At 65.1% G+C, this 17401-nt stretch carries 15 protein-coding genes; 2 read left to right on the top strand and 13 right to left on the bottom strand.

Annotation, left to right across the window (positions count from 1 at the left end; all coding sequences use genetic code 11):
• Positions 1–35 precede the first annotated feature (35 nt).
• Complete coding sequence (locus F757_RS0109380; protein WP_156923585.1) at positions 36–848, top strand: outer membrane protein assembly factor BamD; 813 nt, start codon at positions 36–38, stop codon at positions 846–848.
• 126 nt (positions 849–974) lie between these two features.
• Here the strand turns inward: F757_RS0109380 and rlmD are convergent, their stop codons facing one another.
• From rlmD to surE, 6 genes are all read right to left on the bottom strand, one after another.
• Positions 975–2405, bottom strand: a complete 1431-nt coding sequence (gene rlmD / locus F757_RS0109375; RefSeq protein ID WP_027211170.1) for a 23S rRNA (uracil(1939)-C(5))-methyltransferase RlmD — start codon at positions 2403–2405, stop codon at positions 975–977.
• 89 nt (positions 2406–2494) lie between these two features.
• Positions 2495–3271, bottom strand: a complete 777-nt coding sequence (locus F757_RS0109370) for a 3'-5' exonuclease (protein WP_027211169.1) — start codon at positions 3269–3271, stop codon at positions 2495–2497.
• 4 nt (positions 3272–3275) lie between these two features.
• The gene (gene rpoS / locus F757_RS0109365) at positions 3276–4364 is read right to left on the bottom strand and encodes an RNA polymerase sigma factor RpoS (protein WP_027211168.1); all 1089 of its coding nucleotides are present in this window, start codon (positions 4362–4364) and stop codon (positions 3276–3278) included.
• An 11-nt stretch (positions 4365–4375) separates the two neighbouring features.
• Positions 4376–5314, bottom strand: coding sequence for a peptidoglycan DD-metalloendopeptidase family protein (locus F757_RS0109360; protein ID WP_027211167.1), 939 nt, complete (start codon positions 5312–5314; stop codon positions 4376–4378).
• Between the two features lie 5 nt (positions 5315–5319).
• A complete protein-coding gene (locus F757_RS0109355) occupies positions 5320–6423 on the bottom strand; it encodes a protein-L-isoaspartate(D-aspartate) O-methyltransferase (protein WP_027211166.1) in 1104 nt (367 codons plus the stop codon).
• The gene (gene surE, locus F757_RS0109350; RefSeq protein ID WP_027211165.1) at positions 6420–7178 is read right to left on the bottom strand and encodes a 5'/3'-nucleotidase SurE; all 759 of its coding nucleotides are present in this window, start codon (positions 7176–7178) and stop codon (positions 6420–6422) included. Before surE ends, F757_RS0109355 begins: the two co-directional genes overlap by 4 nt.
• A gap of 155 nt (positions 7179–7333) precedes the next feature.
• Here surE and F757_RS0109345 point away from each other — a divergent pair, with 155 nt between their 5' ends.
• Complete coding sequence (locus F757_RS0109345; RefSeq protein ID WP_027211164.1) at positions 7334–8308, top strand: NADPH:quinone oxidoreductase family protein; 975 nt, start codon at positions 7334–7336, stop codon at positions 8306–8308.
• Between the two features lie 124 nt (positions 8309–8432).
• On the opposite strand, the gene F757_RS0109340 is transcribed toward F757_RS0109345, so the two are convergent.
• From F757_RS0109340 to dnaX, 7 genes are all read right to left on the bottom strand, one after another.
• The gene (locus F757_RS0109340; RefSeq protein ID WP_025599653.1) at positions 8433–9257 is read right to left on the bottom strand and encodes an ABC transporter permease; all 825 of its coding nucleotides are present in this window, start codon (positions 9255–9257) and stop codon (positions 8433–8435) included.
• 66 nt (positions 9258–9323) lie between these two features.
• Positions 9324–10136: an ABC transporter ATP-binding protein gene (locus tag F757_RS0109335; RefSeq protein WP_027211163.1), complete on the bottom strand. Its 813-nt coding sequence runs from the start codon at positions 10134–10136 to the stop codon at positions 9324–9326.
• A gap of 49 nt (positions 10137–10185) precedes the next feature.
• Positions 10186–11223, bottom strand: a complete 1038-nt coding sequence (locus F757_RS0109330) for an ABC transporter substrate-binding protein (protein WP_027211162.1) — start codon at positions 11221–11223, stop codon at positions 10186–10188.
• Between the two features lie 110 nt (positions 11224–11333).
• Positions 11334–12647, bottom strand: coding sequence for a CaiB/BaiF CoA transferase family protein (locus F757_RS0109325; protein ID WP_027211161.1), 1314 nt, complete (start codon positions 12645–12647; stop codon positions 11334–11336).
• Positions 12648–12742: 95 nt separating this feature from the next.
• Positions 12743–13339, bottom strand: a complete 597-nt coding sequence (gene recR / locus F757_RS0109320; RefSeq protein ID WP_027211160.1) for a recombination mediator RecR — start codon at positions 13337–13339, stop codon at positions 12743–12745.
• A gap of 513 nt (positions 13340–13852) precedes the next feature.
• Positions 13853–14179, bottom strand: coding sequence for a YbaB/EbfC family nucleoid-associated protein (locus F757_RS0109315; RefSeq protein ID WP_006048866.1), 327 nt, complete (start codon positions 14177–14179; stop codon positions 13853–13855).
• 79 nt (positions 14180–14258) lie between these two features.
• A complete protein-coding gene (gene dnaX / locus F757_RS0109310) occupies positions 14259–17063 on the bottom strand; it encodes a DNA polymerase III subunit gamma/tau (RefSeq protein ID WP_027211159.1) in 2805 nt (934 codons plus the stop codon).
• Between the last annotated feature and the right edge of the window lie 338 nt (positions 17064–17401).

Here is a 17401-nt window from a genome sequence, read left to right as displayed (position 1 = left end):
ACACCATCACTAAAGCGGCGATCAATTTGAAGGCCATGAAGAGCGCGGCCCGGAAAGTGGCCGGATACATTGCGTGTGCCGCAGCCGTCGCGGTTGTTGCGGCTTGCCACGGCCTGCCGGAGAAGACCGACGAAACGGCAACGTGGAACAACAACAAATTATATACGGAGGCGAACGACGCCCTGAACGGCGGCGACTACGGCAAGTGCGCGAAATACTTCGAAATGCTCGAAGGCCGCGACCCGTTCGGCCACTTCGCACAGCAGGCGCAGATCAACGTTGCGTACTGCAACTGGAAAGACAATGAAACCGCGGCCGCAGACCAGGCTATCGACCGCTTCATCCAGCTGCACCCGGATCATCCGGACATCGCCTACGCGTACTACCTGAAGGGCATGATCCACTTCAACGACGACCTCGGTCTGTTCGGCCGCTTTTCCGGTCAGGACATGAGCGAGCGCGATCCCAAGTCGCTGCGCGAGTCGTACGACGCCTTCAAGGTGGTGGTGGACCGATACCCGAACAGCAAATACGCGCCGGACGCCGCGCAACGCATGCGCTATATCGTGAACGCGCTGGCCTCGCACGAAGTGCACGCGGCTGACTACTACTACCGCCGCGGCGCCTTTGTCGCCGCCATCAACCGCGCGCAGCTCGCGTTGAAGGAGTACAAGAACGCGCCGGCTATCGAAGACGCGCTGCACATCATGATGCTGTCGTACGAAAAGCTGAACCAGCCGCAACTCGCCGACGACACGAAGCGCGTGCTCGCCGGCACCTTCCCCGACAGCCCCTATGTCACGGGTCGGCCAAGGCCGGGCAAGGAGAAGTCGTGGTGGCAGTTCTAAGCCGCTTAAGCCGCGCGCCGGTCTGAAACCGGCTCAAGATTGCTTCACGACAAAACGCCACGACTTCACAGTCGTGGCGTTTTGCTTTATGCACGAGCCCAAAGCGCGTGCGCGCGGTGCGCAGAATCAGTCGCGCTCGAACAGCGCAATCGACTCCACATGTGAGGTGTGCGGGAACATGTTGACGACGCCCGCGCCCACCAGCCGGTAGCCCGCCTCGTGCACGAGCAGGCCCGAGTCGCGGGCCAGCGTCGACGGATTACACGACACGTAGACAATGCGCGCAGGCAGCGGCCCCGTGCCGCTCTGCGCGATCTCGGCCAGCGCCTTCGCGACGGCCAGCGCGCCTTCGCGCGGCGGATCGATCAGGAACTTGTCGAAATGGCCGAGCGCGCGCAGGTCGTCGGCGGTGACTTCGAAGAGATTGCGGCAGGCAAACGACGTACGCCCCGCCACGCCATTCAGCTCTGCGTTCGCCAGCGCGCGCGAAGTCAGGACTTCGCTGCCCTCGATGCCCACCACCTCTTTCGCAATACGCGCGAGCGGCAGCGTGAAATTGCCGATCCCGCAGAACAGGTCGAGCACGCGGTCCGTGCGCGCGGGCGCGAGCAAGCGCAGCGCGCGGCCCACCAGCACGCGGTTGATTGCGTGATTGACCTGCGTGAAGTCGGTCGGCTTGAACGGCATGCGAATGTCGTACTCGGGCAGCGTGTAGTCGAGCTGCACGTCGAGCGGATACAGCGGCGTGACCGTGTCCGGGCCGCCGGGCTGAATCCAGAACTGCACCTTGTGCTCGTCGGCGAACTCGCGCAGCACCTGCTCGTCGGCCTCGGTCAAGGGCTCGAGGTTGCGCACCACCAGCGCGGTGACCGACGAGCCGACCGCCAGTTCCAACTGCGGCATGCGGTCGTAAATGGAAAGCTTGCGCACCATGAAGCGCAGCGGCATCAGCATGGCCGACACATGCGGCGGCAGCACCTCGCAGGTTTTCATGTCTGCGATATAGCTGCTCTTTTTCTCATGAAAGCCGATGCGCATGCCGCCTTTCTCCGGCAGAAAGCGCACCGCGAGACGCGCGCGATAGCGATAACCCCATGCCGGTCCGTGAATCGGCCGGAACACGGTTTCCGGGCGCAGCTTCGCAAGATGCAGAAGGTTGTCTTCGAGCACGCGCTGCTTTACCGCCACCTGCGCGCGAATGTCCAGATGCTGCATGGAGCAGCCGCCGCAAATGGCAAAGTAATCGCATTTCGGTGCGGTGCGGATCACGCTTTCGCGGAACACCTGAACGACTTCGGCCTGCTCGAACTTCGGCTTGCTGCGATGCGTCGAGTAGCTCACGCGCTCGCCGGGAAGCGCGCCTTCGACAAAGATCACCTTGCCGGGCGTGCCATCCTCGGTCTCGACGCGGCCAACTCCGCGCGCTTCCATGTCGAGCGAAACGATTTCGACGACCGGCTCATTGCCGGTCGGCACGACCGGAGCAGCCGCAGCGGGCGCCTTGTGGTACCTGGACGGGCGCTTCGGCGAGCGACGGTGGGGGGCAGTTCGGGACACCTGCTACTTCCTGACAAACTTGGGAAAGGCGAGATTGTAGACGAAGCCGACGTGCGTGGCGCCTCGGGCCCGTTCACACGGCCGCGCTGCTACTGGTCGAACGCCGCCAGATATTCAGCCCACTGCGGCGCCGTTTCCAGCGCCAGCGCGTTCTTCACCAGGGTGATCTCGTCAGCATACTCCGCGGCGGAAAACCCGCCGCGAATCAACTGGAAGCGGCAATAGAGCAGATACGTATTGACTACGTCCGTCTCGCAGTAGTTGCGGATTTCTTCGATGCGCCCTTCCTGGAACGCATGCCAGACCTGGCTGCCGTCCATGCCCATCTTGCCGGGAAAGCCGCACATTTTCGCGAGCGCGTCGAGCGGCGCGTTGGCGCGTGCCTGGTACATGGCAAGCACGTCCATCAGGTCGGTGTGACGCGCGTGGTAGCGGCTGATGTAGTTGTTCCACTTGAACTCGCGGTCGTCCTCGCCGAGATCCCAGAACCGGTACGCGGGAATGCCGTTGACGAGCGCGCGGTAGTTCAGCACGGGCAGGTCGAAGCCGCCGCCGTTCCATGAAACCAGTTGCGGCGTGTACTTCTCGATCACGCGATAGAACGACTGGACGAGCGCCGCTTCGCCGTCTTCCGGCGTGCCGAGCGAGCGCACGCGAAAACCGTTGTTGTCCCGGAACACGCAGGAAATGGCGGCGATACGTTGCAGGTGATGCGGCAGAAAATCGCTGCCGGTTTTCTCGCGACGCGCGGCGAACGCGTGCTCGGCGACTTCGGCGTCGCTCATCGTGGCGGGCAAATCTTCAAGACGGCGGATGCCGGCGACATCGGGAATCGTCTCGATGTCGAAAACCAGAATAGGTGTCATCAAGTCAGAGAACGGCGTCTTTCCGGACGCCGTTGGAGGCGAAGAAGCGCTTTAATCTCACAAGCGCTTCCTGTTGGATCTGGCGCACACGCTCGCGCGTGAGGCCCATTTCGTCGGCCAGCTCTTCGAGCGTGGCCGGTTCGATGTGGTTCAGACCGAAGCGCCGCTCGATCACGTGGCGATGCTTGTCCGACAAGCGGGCGAGCCACGCACGCGTGAGCGTTTCGAGCTCGCGATGCTGAACCTCCGCGTCGGGCGACTGGCTCTGGTCGTCCGACAACAGGTCGAGCAGACTGCTGGCAGGATCGAGATCGAGCGGCGCATCCAGCGAGGCCGTGTGCTCGTTCAGCGCAAGAATGTCCGTGACTTCGTCGGCGGTTTTGCCGGTCAGATAAGCGATGTCGTCGATGCTGGCGTCGCGCCGCTCGGCGGCCTCGCCGGAATTCATCGAATTTTTTTCCAGATGGCGCTTGGCCCGCAGCACCTGGTTGAGCTCGCGAATCACGTGCACCGGCAGCCGCACGGTGCGCGCCTGGTTCATGATCGCGCGCTCGATACTCTGTCGGATCCACCAGGTCGCGTAGGTAGAAAACCGGAAGCCCCGGGTGGGATCGAACTTCTCGATGGCATGCATCAAGCCGAGGTTGCCCTCTTCTATCAGATCGAGAAGAGGCACGCCGCGGTTCAGATAACCCTTAGCGATGCTGACGACAAGCCGCAGGTTGCGCTCGATCATGACCTGCCGCGCCTCGAACTCGCCCGCCTTCGCGAGACGCGAGTATTTCTGCTCTTCCTCGACCGTGAGGAGCGGCTTTACGCTGATGCGGTTCAGATAGTGCTGGATGGTGTCTGCCGTCAGCTCGGCTTGCAGGAGCGCCCGGAAGTCGTCTGCGTCCGGGACCGCCTCGCTTGCGCCCTCGCGCGCCTCGCTGCCCTCGCTGCCTTCTTCCGCGCTCTGACGGTCGTCGAGCTCGCGCTCCTCTGCAAGCTCTTCTTCCGCTTCCGACGCGCCGCTGTCGTCCACCGAAGCGGACGTGGCATCGCTGATCGTTTCAGATTCGGCTTGCGGCAGGCGGCGCTTCGATTTCGGCATGGTCGTATCGCTTATTGCGGCGGCAAATACTTCAGTGGGTCGACAGGTTTACCCTGCCGGCGAACTTCGAAATGCAACATGACGCGGTCTGAATCGCTGTTGCCCATCTCGGCGATTTTCTGCCCCTTCGTCACCGCGTCCCCCTCTTTTACCATCAAAGCGCGGTTGTGTGCATACGCGGTGAGATAAGTTGCGTCATGCTTGATGATAATGAGATTGCCGTAGCCACGCAGCCCATTTCCGGCATAAACCACGCGGCCGTCTGCCGAAGCCTTGACTGCCTCGCCCGCCGAACCGCCAATATTCACGCCTTTGTTTGTCGAATCGTTAAAAGTGCCGAGCAGCGGTCCGCGCACAGGCCAGGAGAAGTTCGTATTGCCAGATGCGCCGGCATTCGAATCGCTCGCGGCAGCGGCAGCCGACGGCGGCGTGAGTGCGGCGCTGCTCGTGCTCGAGCCGTAGATTGGGGGCGCCGCGACGCCGGCTGCGGCACCCGTTGCCGGCGCGTTGCCATTGAGCGGCGCCGATTGCACTGCGCCATTGCTGCCGATCGGCGCGGTCGCCACCCCAGGCGTCAACGCGGCGGTGTTTGCACCCGGAGGCACCACGCGCAGCAGTTGATCGACCTCGATCTGATTGGGGTTGGTGAGATTGTTCCACGCGGAAATGTCGCGGTAGTTCTGGCCGTTCTCCAGTGCGATCCGATACAGCGTGTCGCCCGGCTTCACGCGATAGTAGCCAGGCGGCGGCGGGCCGAGCGGCACCGCCGGTTGCTGCGCGGCTTGCGTGCCGAGCACGTTGCCGCCGGAGCGGTCCACGACCGGCGCCTGGTCGAGCCGGGATGCACAAGCTGTCATCAACAGGGACAAGGCGAGCACGCACACGCTACGCTGGGTGACGGACATGGGGACGTTCAGGGTGGTTCTTTGCATCGCGCGCAACATACTCATCGGTGTCAAATCACTCCGGATTTTAAGGGTACAAAGAAAACGCGATCAAGCTGCGACTCGCGCCACTGCGCCGGCCCGAGGCGCTCGACGAGCGTCAGCACCTGGCTTTGCCCTTCCTGCGAGCCGACCGGCGCGATCAGACGGCCGCCGATCGCGAGTTGTTCAAGTAATGCCTGCGGTACGTCGAGGCCCGCCGCCGCGATCAGGATCGCGTCGAAAGGCGCCGCCGATGGCAACCCCAGACGTCCGTCGCCATAGTGCAGCCGGATATTCGGAATTCGCAGCGGACGCAAGTTTGTCTTCGCGCGCTCGGACAACGGCTTGATCCGCTCGATCGAATACACCTCGCGCGCCACCTGGCTCAGCACCGCCGCCTGATAACCGCAACCCGTACCGATTTCGAGCACGTTGTTCAGTGCACGGCCGGCCGCGGCGAGCTCGATCATGCGCGCGACCACCGACGGCTTCGAGATAGTCTGGTGATGTCCGATGGGCAACGCGGCATCCTCATAGGCCTGAACCGCGAGCCCAGGGTCGACGAACATATGACGCGGCACCACGGACATGGCGCTCAACACGCGCTGATCGGTCACGCCGTTCGCTCGCAGGCGTTCGACCATGCGCTCGCGAACCCGTTCCGAGGTCAATGCCATTGCGCCGTTCAACGCGACGTTCGGCGCGCTGCCGCGCTCGTTGGGCCGAGCCGACGCGGATTTCACCGGCACAGAAGCCGGCCCGGCAGTCTTGCCGGCCGTTCGCGCGGGCGACGCCGCAGCAGCAGTCGCGGGCACAGGGCGCGCTGCGCTGGCGTTCTGCTGGAGGGGACGCGCCGGTGTTTTTGCCACGGGCGCCGGTGCGGCAAGCGGCCTGGGCGGCGCCAATACTGCTGCTCTGGTTGCGACCGACGCGGACGCTTTGCCCTGCTTCGGCTGCGCCTTGCCTGCCGCACCGGCCTGCGGGTTCTTCGCCGGCTGCGCCCGCGCATTGAGCGCGGCACTCGCCGCAAGCGCCGCCGCGCGGATTTCCCCGGGGCGGCCTTCGGGCCGGCGCGGCTCGCGCACCAGGTCCTCGAGACCCAGCGGGAAGCGCTTCGCGCGCTCGTTCGTCATGAAGCGCCGCTGCCCGCGCGGGCCCAGTCGTGTGCTGCGGGCAGCATCTGCGTGTGAGTCAGATCGAGTTGCAGCGGCGTGATGGAGACATGGCCGTTGGCGACCGCGTGGAAATCGGTGCCTTCGCTCGCATCGCGTGCACTGCCCGAGGGGCCGATCCAGTAGATCGGCTCGCCGCGTGGATTGGTCTGGCGGATCACCGGCTGCGACGGATGCCGCTTGCCAAGACGCGTGACGCGCCAGCCGCGCAACTCCTCATACGGCAGGTTCGGGATATTGACGTTCAGAAGCGGATGCCCCGGCAGCGGATGCGCGAGGTAATGCGCGACGATCTCCGCGGCGACGCGCACCGCGTCTTCGAGATGGACCCAGTCCTTGTCGACGAGCGAAAACGCGATGGCCGGAACGCCGAACATGATGCCTTCGGTAGCCGCCGCGACGGTGCCCGAGTAGAGCGTGTCCTCGCCCATGTTCTGGCCGTTGTTGATACCCGAGACGACGAGGTCGGGCGTGTGGTCGAGCATGCCCGTGAGCGCGATGTGAACCGAGTCGGTCGGCGTGCCGTTCACGTAGTAGAAGCCGTTTGCCGAGCGCAGGACCGACAGCGGCCGCGACAGCGTCAGGGAATTGGACGCGCCGCTGCAATTCTGTTCGGGCGCCATCACGGTCACGTCGGCAAGCGGCTTGAGCGCTTCGTAAAGCGCGGCCAGGCCGGGCGCCAGATAACCGTCGTCGTTGCTGAGTAGGATTCGCATCCGGCGATTGTAACCGAGGAAACAAGGCGCGCGAACGACACGGCAAGCTTGGCGCGCCGCCTGTGGGAAGCGCCCGCGCCGCAGCCGCGAGGCGTACGGTCGTGCGCATGCTTTACACTCGAAGCCATTGCGAACCCTGACTGAATGGAGACACGATGCGCGCGATTCGCTGCAATCAATACGGACCGCCTGAGAGCCTCACCGTCGAAGATCTGCCCGATCTCGAGCCGCCGCCGGGGCACGTCGTGATCGACGTGAAGGCCGCCTCCGTCAACTTTCCCGATGTGCTGATCATCGAGAACAAGTACCAGTTCAAGCCGCCGCTACCCTTCACGCCAGGCTCCGAGGTCGCCGGCATCGTGCGAGCGGTCGGCGCGGGGGTCACGCAGTTTGCGCCCGGTTCGCGCGTGGTCGCGTTCACGGGTTCCGGCGGCTTCGCGCAGCAGGCTCTCGCGGGCGAGTCGGCCTGCGTGCCGCTCGCGGACGGCGTCGACTTTGAACTGGCGGCGGCGTTCACGCTCGCGTACGGCACGGCGCATCACGCGGTGGTGGATCGCGGCACGCTGCAAGCCGGCGAGACGATGCTCGTGCTGGGCGCGGCGGGCGGCGTCGGCCTCGCGGCGGTGGAAATCGGCAAGGCGCTCGGCGCGCGCGTGATCGCCGCCGCGTCGAGCGATGAAAAGCTCGCCGTGTGCGTCGAGCATGGCGCCGACGCGACCATCAACTACAGCACCGAAGATCTGCGCGAGCGCATCAAGGCGCTCACCGACGGCCAGGGCCCCGACGTGATCTACGATCCGGTTGGCGGCGTCTACTCGGAGCCGGCCTTTCGCAGCATCGGCTGGCGCGGGCGTTATCTGGTGGTCGGTTTTGCGAACGGCGAGATTCCGAAGCTGCCGCTTAACCTGACACTGCTCAAAGGCGCGAGCGTGGTCGGCGTGTTCTGGGGAGACTTTGCCCGCCGGGAGCCAGAGCGCAATCACGCGGCGTTCGCGCAGATGGTCGGCTGGATCGGCGAAGGCAAGCTCAAGCCGTATGTGTCCGCCCGCTATCCGCTCGACGAAACGGCGCGCGCGCTGCGCGACATGGCCGAGCGGCGCGTGATCGGCAAGGTGGTGATCACGCCGTAACCAGAGTGCGGCCGCGGGCTGCCGCACAGCGAACCCGCGCTGCGCTCCCTGCCCCAGACGAAAACAGCGTGTGGCTCAAGCGAACCACACGCTGTTTCATAAGCGATCGAGGCGCTCGCGGCGACTACAGTTTCTCGGTGTCGCTAGTCTTCGGCTGCCACTTCATCAGGTGCCGCTCGCCCATCCCGACAATCGCGTCGAGAATCAGCGCGAATGCAGTCAGCACCAAAATACCGGCGAACACGGTATTGATATCGAAGGTGCCCTCCGCCTGCAGAATCAGATAGCCGACCCCGCGCGCGGAGCCGAGATACTCGCCGACCACCGAGCCCACGAACGCCAGGCCCACCGACGTGTGCAAGCTCGAGAACACCCAGCTCATCGCACTCGGCAGATAGACGTAGCGCAGCAGTTGCTTGCCGTTCGCGCCGAGCATGCGCGCATTTGCGAGCACTACCGGGCTCACTTCCTTCACGCCCTGGTAGACGTTGAAGAACACGATGAAGAACACCAGCGTCACGCCGAGCGCGACTTTGGACCAGATGCCAAGGCCGAACCACACCCCGAAGATCGGCGCGAGAATCACGCGCGGCATCGAGTTGGCGGCCTTGATGTACGGATCGAACAGCGCACTCGCAAGCGGCGACAGCGCAAGCCACAAGCCCACACCGAGCCCTATTCCCGTGCCGAGCGCGAACGCGAGCACGGTCTCCAGCAGCGTGATCCACAGGTGCAGATAGATCTCGCCGCTCGTGAACCATTCCCAGATGCGCAGCAAAACCTTCTGCGGTTCGCCGAAGAAGAAAGCCGCCTTGTTCGGATCGTCGAAATAGAACGCGGGCAATAGCGTCGGACTCGTCAGCACGTACCAGAGCACGAAGCACAGCACCAGCAGCAGCCATTGCCAGATCACCAGATTCGCCCGGTTCGGGCGCAACGTCTTCCACATGACTCGATTTGCCTCGGTTTGCCTTACACGATTGATGGACCTGAAACGCGCTGCATCCGCGCACCCTCACACGGCGGTCAACTGCTGCTGGTAACCCTTCAGTACCTCGTCGCGCAGCACGCTCCAGATCTGCGCGTGCAGCTCGACAAAGCGCGGATGCGAGCGGATTTCGGCGACGTCGCGCGGGCGCGGCAAATCGATCGTGAATTCGCCGATGGGATGCGTGCCCGGCCCCGCCGACAGAACCACCACGCGGTCGGACATGGCGATCGCTTCGTCGAGATCGTGAGTGATGAAGAGCACCGCCTTGCGCTTTGCGGCCCACAGCTCGAGCAGCTCGTTTTCCATCAGTTGGCGCGTCTGGATGTCGAGCGCGGAAAACGGTTCGTCCATCAGAATGATGTCCGGGTCCAGGATCAGCGTCTGCGCCATCGCAACGCGCTTGCGCATGCCGCCCGAGAGCTGATGCGGATAGCGGTCGCCGAAACCGCCGAGACCCACGCGCTTGAGCCACTCCTCGCCCTTCGTGCGCGCCTGCTGCTGGGGCACGCCGTGGAACGCGAGGCCGGCCGTCACGTTGTCGATGGCGGAGCGCCAGGGCATGAGCGCGTCCGCCTGGAACATATAGCCCGCGCGCCGGTTGATGCCCGCGAGCGGTTCGCCAAACACGCTGACCGTGCCCGCCGACGGAGCGAGCAGGCCCGCGCCGACGTTCAGCAACGTGGACTTGCCGCAACCGGTCGGCCCGACCACGGAGACGAACTCGCCTGGCGCGATCCGCAACGTGGTGTCCTTGACCGCTGTATAGCGCTGCGCGCGGTTCTCGCGCGCGGCGAAAGTGCAAGTGATGTTTTCGAGCGCCAGAGCTGCAACGGTCATCGTTCGACTCGCTTGATGGATCGGTTTCGGTGTGGGTCGCGGCGCGCTGTCACGCCTTGGCGGTGGCCAGCGCCTTCTTCACGAAGTCGTTCGTCCAGGTCTTCGACACGTCGATTGGCTTGCCCTGCACCGTGGCGTCGAACGCCTGCAGGGTCTTCAGCGACGTGGCGGGGCCGTCGGCCGGCATCAGGCCGTCGGGCGACATCGCTTCCTTCACGTGCTGCCAGGCGTCGAGATAGACTGCGCGGTCGCCGAGCAGGTAGCTCTCGGGCACGGTGTTGATGAGCTCTGTGCCCGTTGCCGTCTGCAGCCACTTGAGCGCGCGCACCATGGCATTGGTGAGCGCCTGCGTGGTGTTGGGGTTCTTGGTGATGAAGCTTTGCGACGCATACAGGCACCCTGCCGGCATGTCGCCGCCGAACACGCTGCGCGTATCCGCGAGCGTGCGCGTGTCGGAGACGATGCGAATGTCGCCGCTGCGCTCCAGCTTGGTCATTACCGGATCGAGGTTCGCAAGGGCGTCGATCTGTCCGGACTGCAGTGCGGCAATCGCGCCGGCGCCCGCGCCCACGCCGATGAACGCCACGTCCTTCGCGGTCAGTCCGCCCTTGGCCAGCACGAAGCTCGCCATGATCGAGGTGGACGATCCAGGCGCGGTCACGCCGATCTTCTTGCCCCGCAGGTCGGCGATCGACTTGTAGTTGGGCATGGTCTTCTTCGACACCGCGAGTACGATTTGCGGCGCACGGCCCTGCAGCACGAACTCGCGGAAAGACTGCTTTTGCGCCTGCAACAGCAGCGTATGTTCGAAGGCGCCGGACACGACATCCGCGCTGCCGCCCACCGCCGCCTTCAACGCTTGCGAGCCGCCCGCGAAGTCGGAGATCTCGACTTCGAGTCCTTCGTCCTTGAAGAAATTGCGGCGCTCGGCAATGGTGAGCGGCAAATAGTAAAAGAGGTTCTTGCCGCCCACAGCAATGGCAACCTTGGTGGTTTCCAGCTTGCCCTGGGCGAAGGCGAGCGGCGTGGCCGTCAGCGTGGCGCCCGCGAGCGCGGTGGTAGCGGCGAGGAAGCTTCTGCGATGCATGTTCGTTGTCTCCGAGGCTCTTGCAATCTTTGCTGTTGCGATTCTATTTGTGGCCCGCAGCGGGCGTCTTGCGCGCATGCCCGCGGGCGTCTGCGGTGCTCTCGCGTGGTTCACACAACTTGTTGCGCATGCAACCTTGCGATGTGGTCTGCATCATAACCTAGCGATTGCAGGACTTCATCCGTATGTTCACCCAGTTCGGGGCCGAGCCAGCGCGTCTCGCCGGGCGTTGCCGAGAGCTTCGGCGTGACCGCGGGCAAGGCGATCTCGCGGCCGTCCTGCCACTTGAAACGCTGAATCATCTGACGCGCCATGTATTGCGGATCGGTGAACATGTCGGCCACGCTGTAAATGCGTCCGACAGGCACGTCGGCGGCATTGAGCACCGTGAGCGCTTCGTCGATCGTGCGTGTTGCAAGCCAGGCGGCGATCGCCGAGTCGATTTCCTGGGTACGCGGCACGCGGCCGTCGTTATGCGCGAGCGCGGGGTCGTTCGCGAGATCCTCGCGCTCTATGGCGAGCATCAGGCGCCTGAAGATCGGATCGCTATTGCCGCCGATCACGATGCTGCCGTCGCGGCACGGATAGGTGTTCGACGGCACGATGCCCGGCAGCGACGCGCCGGTGCGCTCGCGCACCATGCCGTACACGCCGTATTCGGGCACCACGCTTTCCATCATGTTGAAGACGGCCTCGTACAGCGCGACGTCGACAATCTGGCCTTTGCCGCCGTTCACCTGCTTGTGGTGCAGCGCCATTAGCGCGCCGATCACGCCATGCAGCGCCGCGATCGAGTCGCCGATCGAAATGCCGATGCGCGGCGGCGGCAAATCCGGATAGCCGGTGATATGACGCAGACCGCCCATCGACTCGGCAATCGCGCCGAAGCCGGGCCGGTCGCGATAGGGCCCGGTCTGGCCGTAGCCCGAGAGCCGCACCATCACGAGTCCGGGATTCTCCGCCGAGAGCACGTCGTAGCCGAGCCCGAGCTTTTCCAGCAACCCAGGCCGGAAATTCTCAACGACGATATCCGCTTCACGCGCGAGGCGGCGCACGATCTTCTTGCCCTCTTCTGCCTTCAGATTGACCGTGACCGACTTCTTGTTGCGCGCCTGCACAGCCCACCAGAGCGACGTACCGCCCACTTCCGGATAGAGCTTGCGCCACTTGCGCAGCGGATCACCGCCTTTCGGGTCTTCGATCTTGATGACCTCGGCGCCGAATTCGCCGAGAAAGCGGGCCGCGAACGGGCCCGCGATCAGCGTGCCGAGTTCCAGTACTTTCACGCCGGCAAGCGGGCCAGGTGCGGTTTGTGGTGTGTTTTCGGGTGCGTGTTCGGACGCGTTTGGGGACGCGTTTTGGGACGCGTCCTCTGGCGAGCTTTGCGGCGCCTCGTTCGCGCCCGGTTGGGAAGTTGCGCTCATAGTCTCCTTGTGTATGTTCTTGCAGCCGCGTTGCACTCGCGCACTGCTCACACCGGGCTCGCTCGACGCTGCGGGCCGCCGCCGCGCAAGCGCGGCTACATCGAGCGGCGGTCGAGCATCGCGCGGGCGATGGTGCCCGCGTCGACGTATTCCAGTTCGCCGCCCACCGGCACACCGCGAGCGAGGCGCGTGACGGACAGACCACGCGCCTTGAGCGTTTGCCCGAGGTAATGCGCGGTGGCTTCGCCTTCGTTGGTGAAGTTGGTGGCCAGCACCACTTCCTTCACGACGCCGTCCGACGCGCGCTTCACCAGCCGGTCGAAATGTATCTCCTTGGGACCGATGCCGTCGAGCGGACTGAGCCGCCCCATCAGCACGAAATACAGACCGCGATAAGTCATGGTCTGCTCGAGCATGATCTGGTCGGCAGGCGTTTCGACGACGCATAGCAGCGTCGGATCGCGCTCGGGGTCGAGACACACCTCGCAGACTTGCGCTTCGGTGAAGGTATTGCACTTCTCGCAGTGCTGCAGATGCTCGGTCGCGAACAGCAACGCACGGCCGAGCTTTTCGGCGCCGTCACGGTCGTGCTGCATCAGGTGGTACGCCATGCGTTGCGCGGACTTCGGCCCGACTCCGGGCAGCGCGCGCAGCGCTTCGACGAGCGCCGACAAGGCGGAAGGTTGTTTCATGCGGATCGGCGTCGAGGTGGGTGATGCCCGGGCATGTGGCTCGAGGTTTGGTTTGCTGCGCACCTGCTGCGGACCGGCTCAGGCGGATGCCGCCTGCCGCGCGTCAATTCTTCGCCGGCGCGGCGGACAGAGCGGCTCGTCGCCAGTACGTATTGCCAAACGAACGGCGGGCAGTGCGAAACGCGCAGTGCGAAGCATCCATCAGCGCGGCCAGGCACGCTGAAAACGCGGCTTCGCCGGGACTGCAATCGGGCGGCAATCGGGCGGCATTCGGATTGCAATCGGGCTGCGATCGGGCTGCGATCAAGCGGCATTCGAGCTCCACTCGGACTGGACTCGAGCTGCGCGACGGGCGCTGTCGGGCAACCTCAGACAACCTCGGCCTCTCCTCACACGCGCGGCTCCCCTGCAACGCGAGTCGAGCGTTTGCCCGATTTTTTCACACACGATGCGCTCCAATGCGACTCTGCCACTCGCGCCGCGCCCGCCCGCTTGTCCGCTACGGCGCGTCGCTCAGAACGGCAGTTTGAAGCCCGGCGGCAGCGGCAGGCCCGAGGTCATGCCGCCCATCTTTTCCTGAGCGGTGGCTTCGGCCTTGCGCACGGCGTCGTTGAATGCAGCGGCGACCAGGTCTTCCAGCATGTCCTTGTCGTCGGCGAGCAGGCTCGGGTCGATCGAAACGCGGCGCACGTCGTTCTTGCAGGTCATCGTCACTTTGACGAGGCCCGCGCCCGACTGCCCTTCGACTTCGATCTGAGCAAGCTGCTCCTGCATCTTCTTCATGTTTTCCTGCATCTGCTGGGCCTGTTTCATCAGCCCGGCGAGTTGACCTTTCATCATGGAAATGCTCCTTCTTGATAGCGTGAAATTCGGAAATGGCGCGCGCTGTCAGTATGCTTGCAGTGCGACGCGCGGCGAATCAGTGGACCGGGGACGCGCCGTTCGCCCCAGCGTCCGGAGTAATCGGGCGAATCGAGCCGGGCACGATGCTCGCGCCGAATTCGCGGATCAGCGACTGCACGAACGGATCGGCGCTGAGCTCGCGCTCCGCTTCCTGCTGGCGCTGCGCGCGCAGCGCGGCGTCGCGGGCAGCCGCCGTGCGGCGCGCCGGGCCGACTTCGACCACTACCTCGACGTTCTGGCCGAGCTTTTCGGCGAGCGCCGCCTTGAGCTTCGCAACCTGCGAGCTCTCCGCGTACTGCGGCACCGGCACGTTCAGCTTCAGCGTGTTGCCTTCGAGTGCCATCAGCTCGCTGTTGAACGCGAGCTGATACGAGATGCCCTTGAGCGGCAGATCGACCGCGAGCGCGGGCCAGTCTCCCGCGAAGCCGAGTGGATCGAGCGGCACGGCGGGCGGCAGCGGGCGCTGATCGACGACGGGTGCGGGCACGGAAGCGGCCGGTGCGTTGACACGCACATCGTCGGGGCCGCTGTCGAACACCGGCATGTAGTTGTCGTCCGGCGGACCGTAATAACCGTCGTCCGAGGCGGAGAGCGGCATGTAGTCGTCGGGCGGCATGTCGTCCCACGGAGGCACCGGCGAGCCGCTTTGCCGCACGTCGTTGCGGGGTGCCGATTGTGCCGATTGTGCGGATTGTGCCGGCGCCCGCGCCGCGGCCTGCGGTGGGGTCTCGCGCTGCGCACCAGGGGTCGGCACAGGGACCACGACGCGTGGCCCGGCCGGCTTTGCCGCTGGAGCCACTACGGCGGACGCGGCAGACCGGGCGCCTGCACGGCCACGATCGGAAGATACTTTAAGGCCGGCGCTGCGCAGCACGTCCAGTGCGGCGCTGGCGCCGCCTGCGCGGCGCGGCGCTGGCGCCTGCGAAGCGGCCGCTTGCTGGTTCGCGCTTGGCGAGCCGGCGGCTTCGCTCGCGCGCGCCGAGGCTGCAGCAGCCGGTGCGCTCAAGCCGGCCGGCGGCGCGTCATCAGGCGCCGTTGCAATGATGGACGCGGGGTCAGACGCAGCACTAGCCGGGTGTTCCAGTGCGGCAACCGGCGCGGGCGCCGTTGCCATTGCCAAAGACGGGTTGTCGGCCGGGGCGCTCGCTGTTGCTGCCGGCGCATCGGCGGGAACGGCAGACGCTGCCGGATCAGCCGGCGCGTCCTCCCACGGCGCGAGAGTCGGCGCTCCAGCGGCCTGGGCAGCCGCGGACGTTGCGGTCGACGGCGTGGGCTCCTGCCTGTCCGCCGGCGACTGCACCGCACGAGCCTGCGCGGCAGTTGACGCAACGTCAGGCTTGCTCGCCTGACTTACTTCTAGAGCCGCCGGTTCGAGAGTGGCGCCTTCAGCAACTTGTCCCGCTACTGCTTGCGCTGCCGGCTTTGCGTTGCGCTCATCGGCTCGCAACGAATCGCCGCCGCCATGTGACTCGTCAATAGCAGCAGTCTCACCTGACGCCGCAGCGTCATTTTTTTGCGCATCGCGCGCCGGCGACACAGCAGCAACCGGCCCTGCCGAACCGGGTCGGGTTGGCGCGACAGACGGCTGGGAGGCGGATGAACCCGAAGCATCGGCAGACAGGGCCGACGCCCGTTGCTGCGCAGCCACCGCAGGCGCGCCCGCCGGTCTTGTGCCGCTCGCGGCCGCCTGAGCGGCTTGCCGGCCGGAGCCGGTGGCGCCGCCACCGCCGCCCGTCGGAGCCGGCTCGAATGCCAGCATGCGCAGCAGCGTCATGGTGAAGCCGGCGTATTCGTCGGGCGCGAGACCCAGTTCGCTGCGCCCGATGGTCGCGATCTGATAGAACAACTGCACCTGTTCCGCGCTGAGCGTGTCTGCGAAGCGGCGCAGATCGCCGGCCTCCGGCCACTCGTCGAGCACCGACGACGGCGCGAACTGCGCCCACGCAACGCGGTGCAGCAGGCTCGCCAGATCTTGCAGCGCGGTGGAAAACGACAGGCTGCGCAACGCCATTTCGTCGGCGATGGCGAGTACCGCGGCGCCGTCGCCTTGCGCGAGCGCGTCGAGCAGGCGGATCAGGTAGCTTTGGTCGAGCGCGCCGAGCATGCCGCGCACCGCCTCTTCATTGACCTGATTGGCCGAATAGGCGATGGCCTGGTCGGTCAGCGACAGCGCGTCGCGCATCGAACCGTCTGCGGCACGGGCGAGCAGGCGCAGCGCCTGTGCCTCGTACGGCACTTTCTCCTCGCCGAGAATGTGCTCGAGGTGCGAGACGATATGACCGGCCGGCATCTGCTTCAGATTGAATTGCAGGCAGCGCGACAGCACCGTGACGGGAATTTTCTGCGGGTCGGTGGTGGCGAGAATGAACTTGACGTGCGGCGGCGGCTCTTCCAGCGTCTTCAGCATTGCGTTGAAGGCGTGGTTCGTGAGCATGTGCACTTCGTCGATCATATAGACCTTGAAGCGCGCGTCGACCGGCGCGTACACCGCGCGCTCGAGGAGCGCCGCCATTTCGTCGACACCGCGGTTACTCGCCGCGTCCATTTCGACATAGTCGACAAAGCGCCCTTCGTCGATTTCGCGACACGCGCGGCACACGCCGCACGGCGTAGACGTTACACCCGTCTCGCAATTGAGCGCCTTCGAGAAGATGCGCGACAGCGTGGTCTTGCCGACGCCCCGCGTGCCGGTAAACAGATAGGCGTGGTGCAGACGGCCACCGTCGAGCGCGTGCGTGAGCGCGCGCACCACGTGCTCCTGTCCGACGAGCGACGCGAAATCCTTCGGCCGCCATTTGCGTGCGAGAACTTGATAGGTCATCCGGAAATTGTATCAGTAACAATGCCGTGCAAAGCCGATTCGGTGGCCCGCGCGCACGGGCGCCGCCCGCCGATTGGTAACGCCTAACGGACCGATAGAAAAATATTGTGCAGCCGCGCTGGCAATGCCGCGGAGGCGTTACGTCAACAGCGCGCGCAGGCTTATGGCAAGACTGGTGAGCCTGAGCCACTCGCGCGCAGGCACGGCGGGACGCCGCAGAGCCATGAGGCACGCCAAACCGGCATCCGCAGGGAATGCGCTCTCGCTCTCACCAGACCTAAGAAAAACGGGGGGAACACAGGGGAAACAACCGGAAGGAAACAGAACGAGCGGAACGA

The organism is Burkholderia sp. WSM2232, assembly GCF_000472545.1.
GTDB lineage: Bacteria > Pseudomonadota > Gammaproteobacteria > Burkholderiales > Burkholderiaceae > Paraburkholderia.
The sequence above is the reverse complement of the archived record's forward strand: the minus strand, read 5'-3'. Positions and strand labels throughout refer to the sequence as shown.

Excerpts from the sequence above, each read along its gene's own strand:
- F757_RS0109330 (WP_027211162.1), bottom strand. The coding sequence starts at position 11,223 with ATGCATCGCAGAAGCTTCCTCGCCGCTACCACCGCGCTCGCGGGCGCC.
- F757_RS0109355 (WP_027211166.1), bottom strand. The coding sequence starts at position 6,423 with ATGACGAACGAGCGCGCGAAGCGCTTCCCGCTGGGTCTCGAGGACCTG.
- rpoS (WP_027211168.1), bottom strand. The coding sequence starts at position 4,364 with ATGCCGAAATCGAAGCGCCGCCTGCCGCAAGCCGAATCTGAAACGATC.
- recR (WP_027211160.1), bottom strand. The coding sequence starts at position 13,339 with ATGAAACAACCTTCCGCCTTGTCGGCGCTCGTCGAAGCGCTGCGCGCG.
- F757_RS0109315 (WP_006048866.1), bottom strand. The coding sequence starts at position 14,179 with ATGATGAAAGGTCAACTCGCCGGGCTGATGAAACAGGCCCAGCAGATG.
- F757_RS0109360 (WP_027211167.1), bottom strand. The coding sequence starts at position 5,314 with ATGAGTATGTTGCGCGCGATGCAAAGAACCACCCTGAACGTCCCCATG.
- F757_RS0109340 (WP_025599653.1), bottom strand. The coding sequence starts at position 9,257 with ATGTGGAAGACGTTGCGCCCGAACCGGGCGAATCTGGTGATCTGGCAA.
- F757_RS0109345 (WP_027211164.1), top strand. The coding sequence starts at position 7,334 with ATGCGCGCGATTCGCTGCAATCAATACGGACCGCCTGAGAGCCTCACC.
- F757_RS0109370 (WP_027211169.1), bottom strand. The coding sequence starts at position 3,271 with ATGACACCTATTCTGGTTTTCGACATCGAGACGATTCCCGATGTCGCC.
- F757_RS0109335 (WP_027211163.1), bottom strand. The coding sequence starts at position 10,136 with ATGACCGTTGCAGCTCTGGCGCTCGAAAACATCACTTGCACTTTCGCC.
- F757_RS0109325 (WP_027211161.1), bottom strand. The coding sequence starts at position 12,647 with ATGAGCGCAACTTCCCAACCGGGCGCGAACGAGGCGCCGCAAAGCTCG.
- surE (WP_027211165.1), bottom strand. The coding sequence starts at position 7,178 with ATGCGAATCCTACTCAGCAACGACGACGGTTATCTGGCGCCCGGCCTG.
- dnaX (WP_027211159.1), bottom strand. The coding sequence starts at position 17,063 with ATGACCTATCAAGTTCTCGCACGCAAATGGCGGCCGAAGGATTTCGCG.
- F757_RS0109380 (WP_156923585.1), top strand. The coding sequence starts at position 36 with ATGAAGAGCGCGGCCCGGAAAGTGGCCGGATACATTGCGTGTGCCGCA.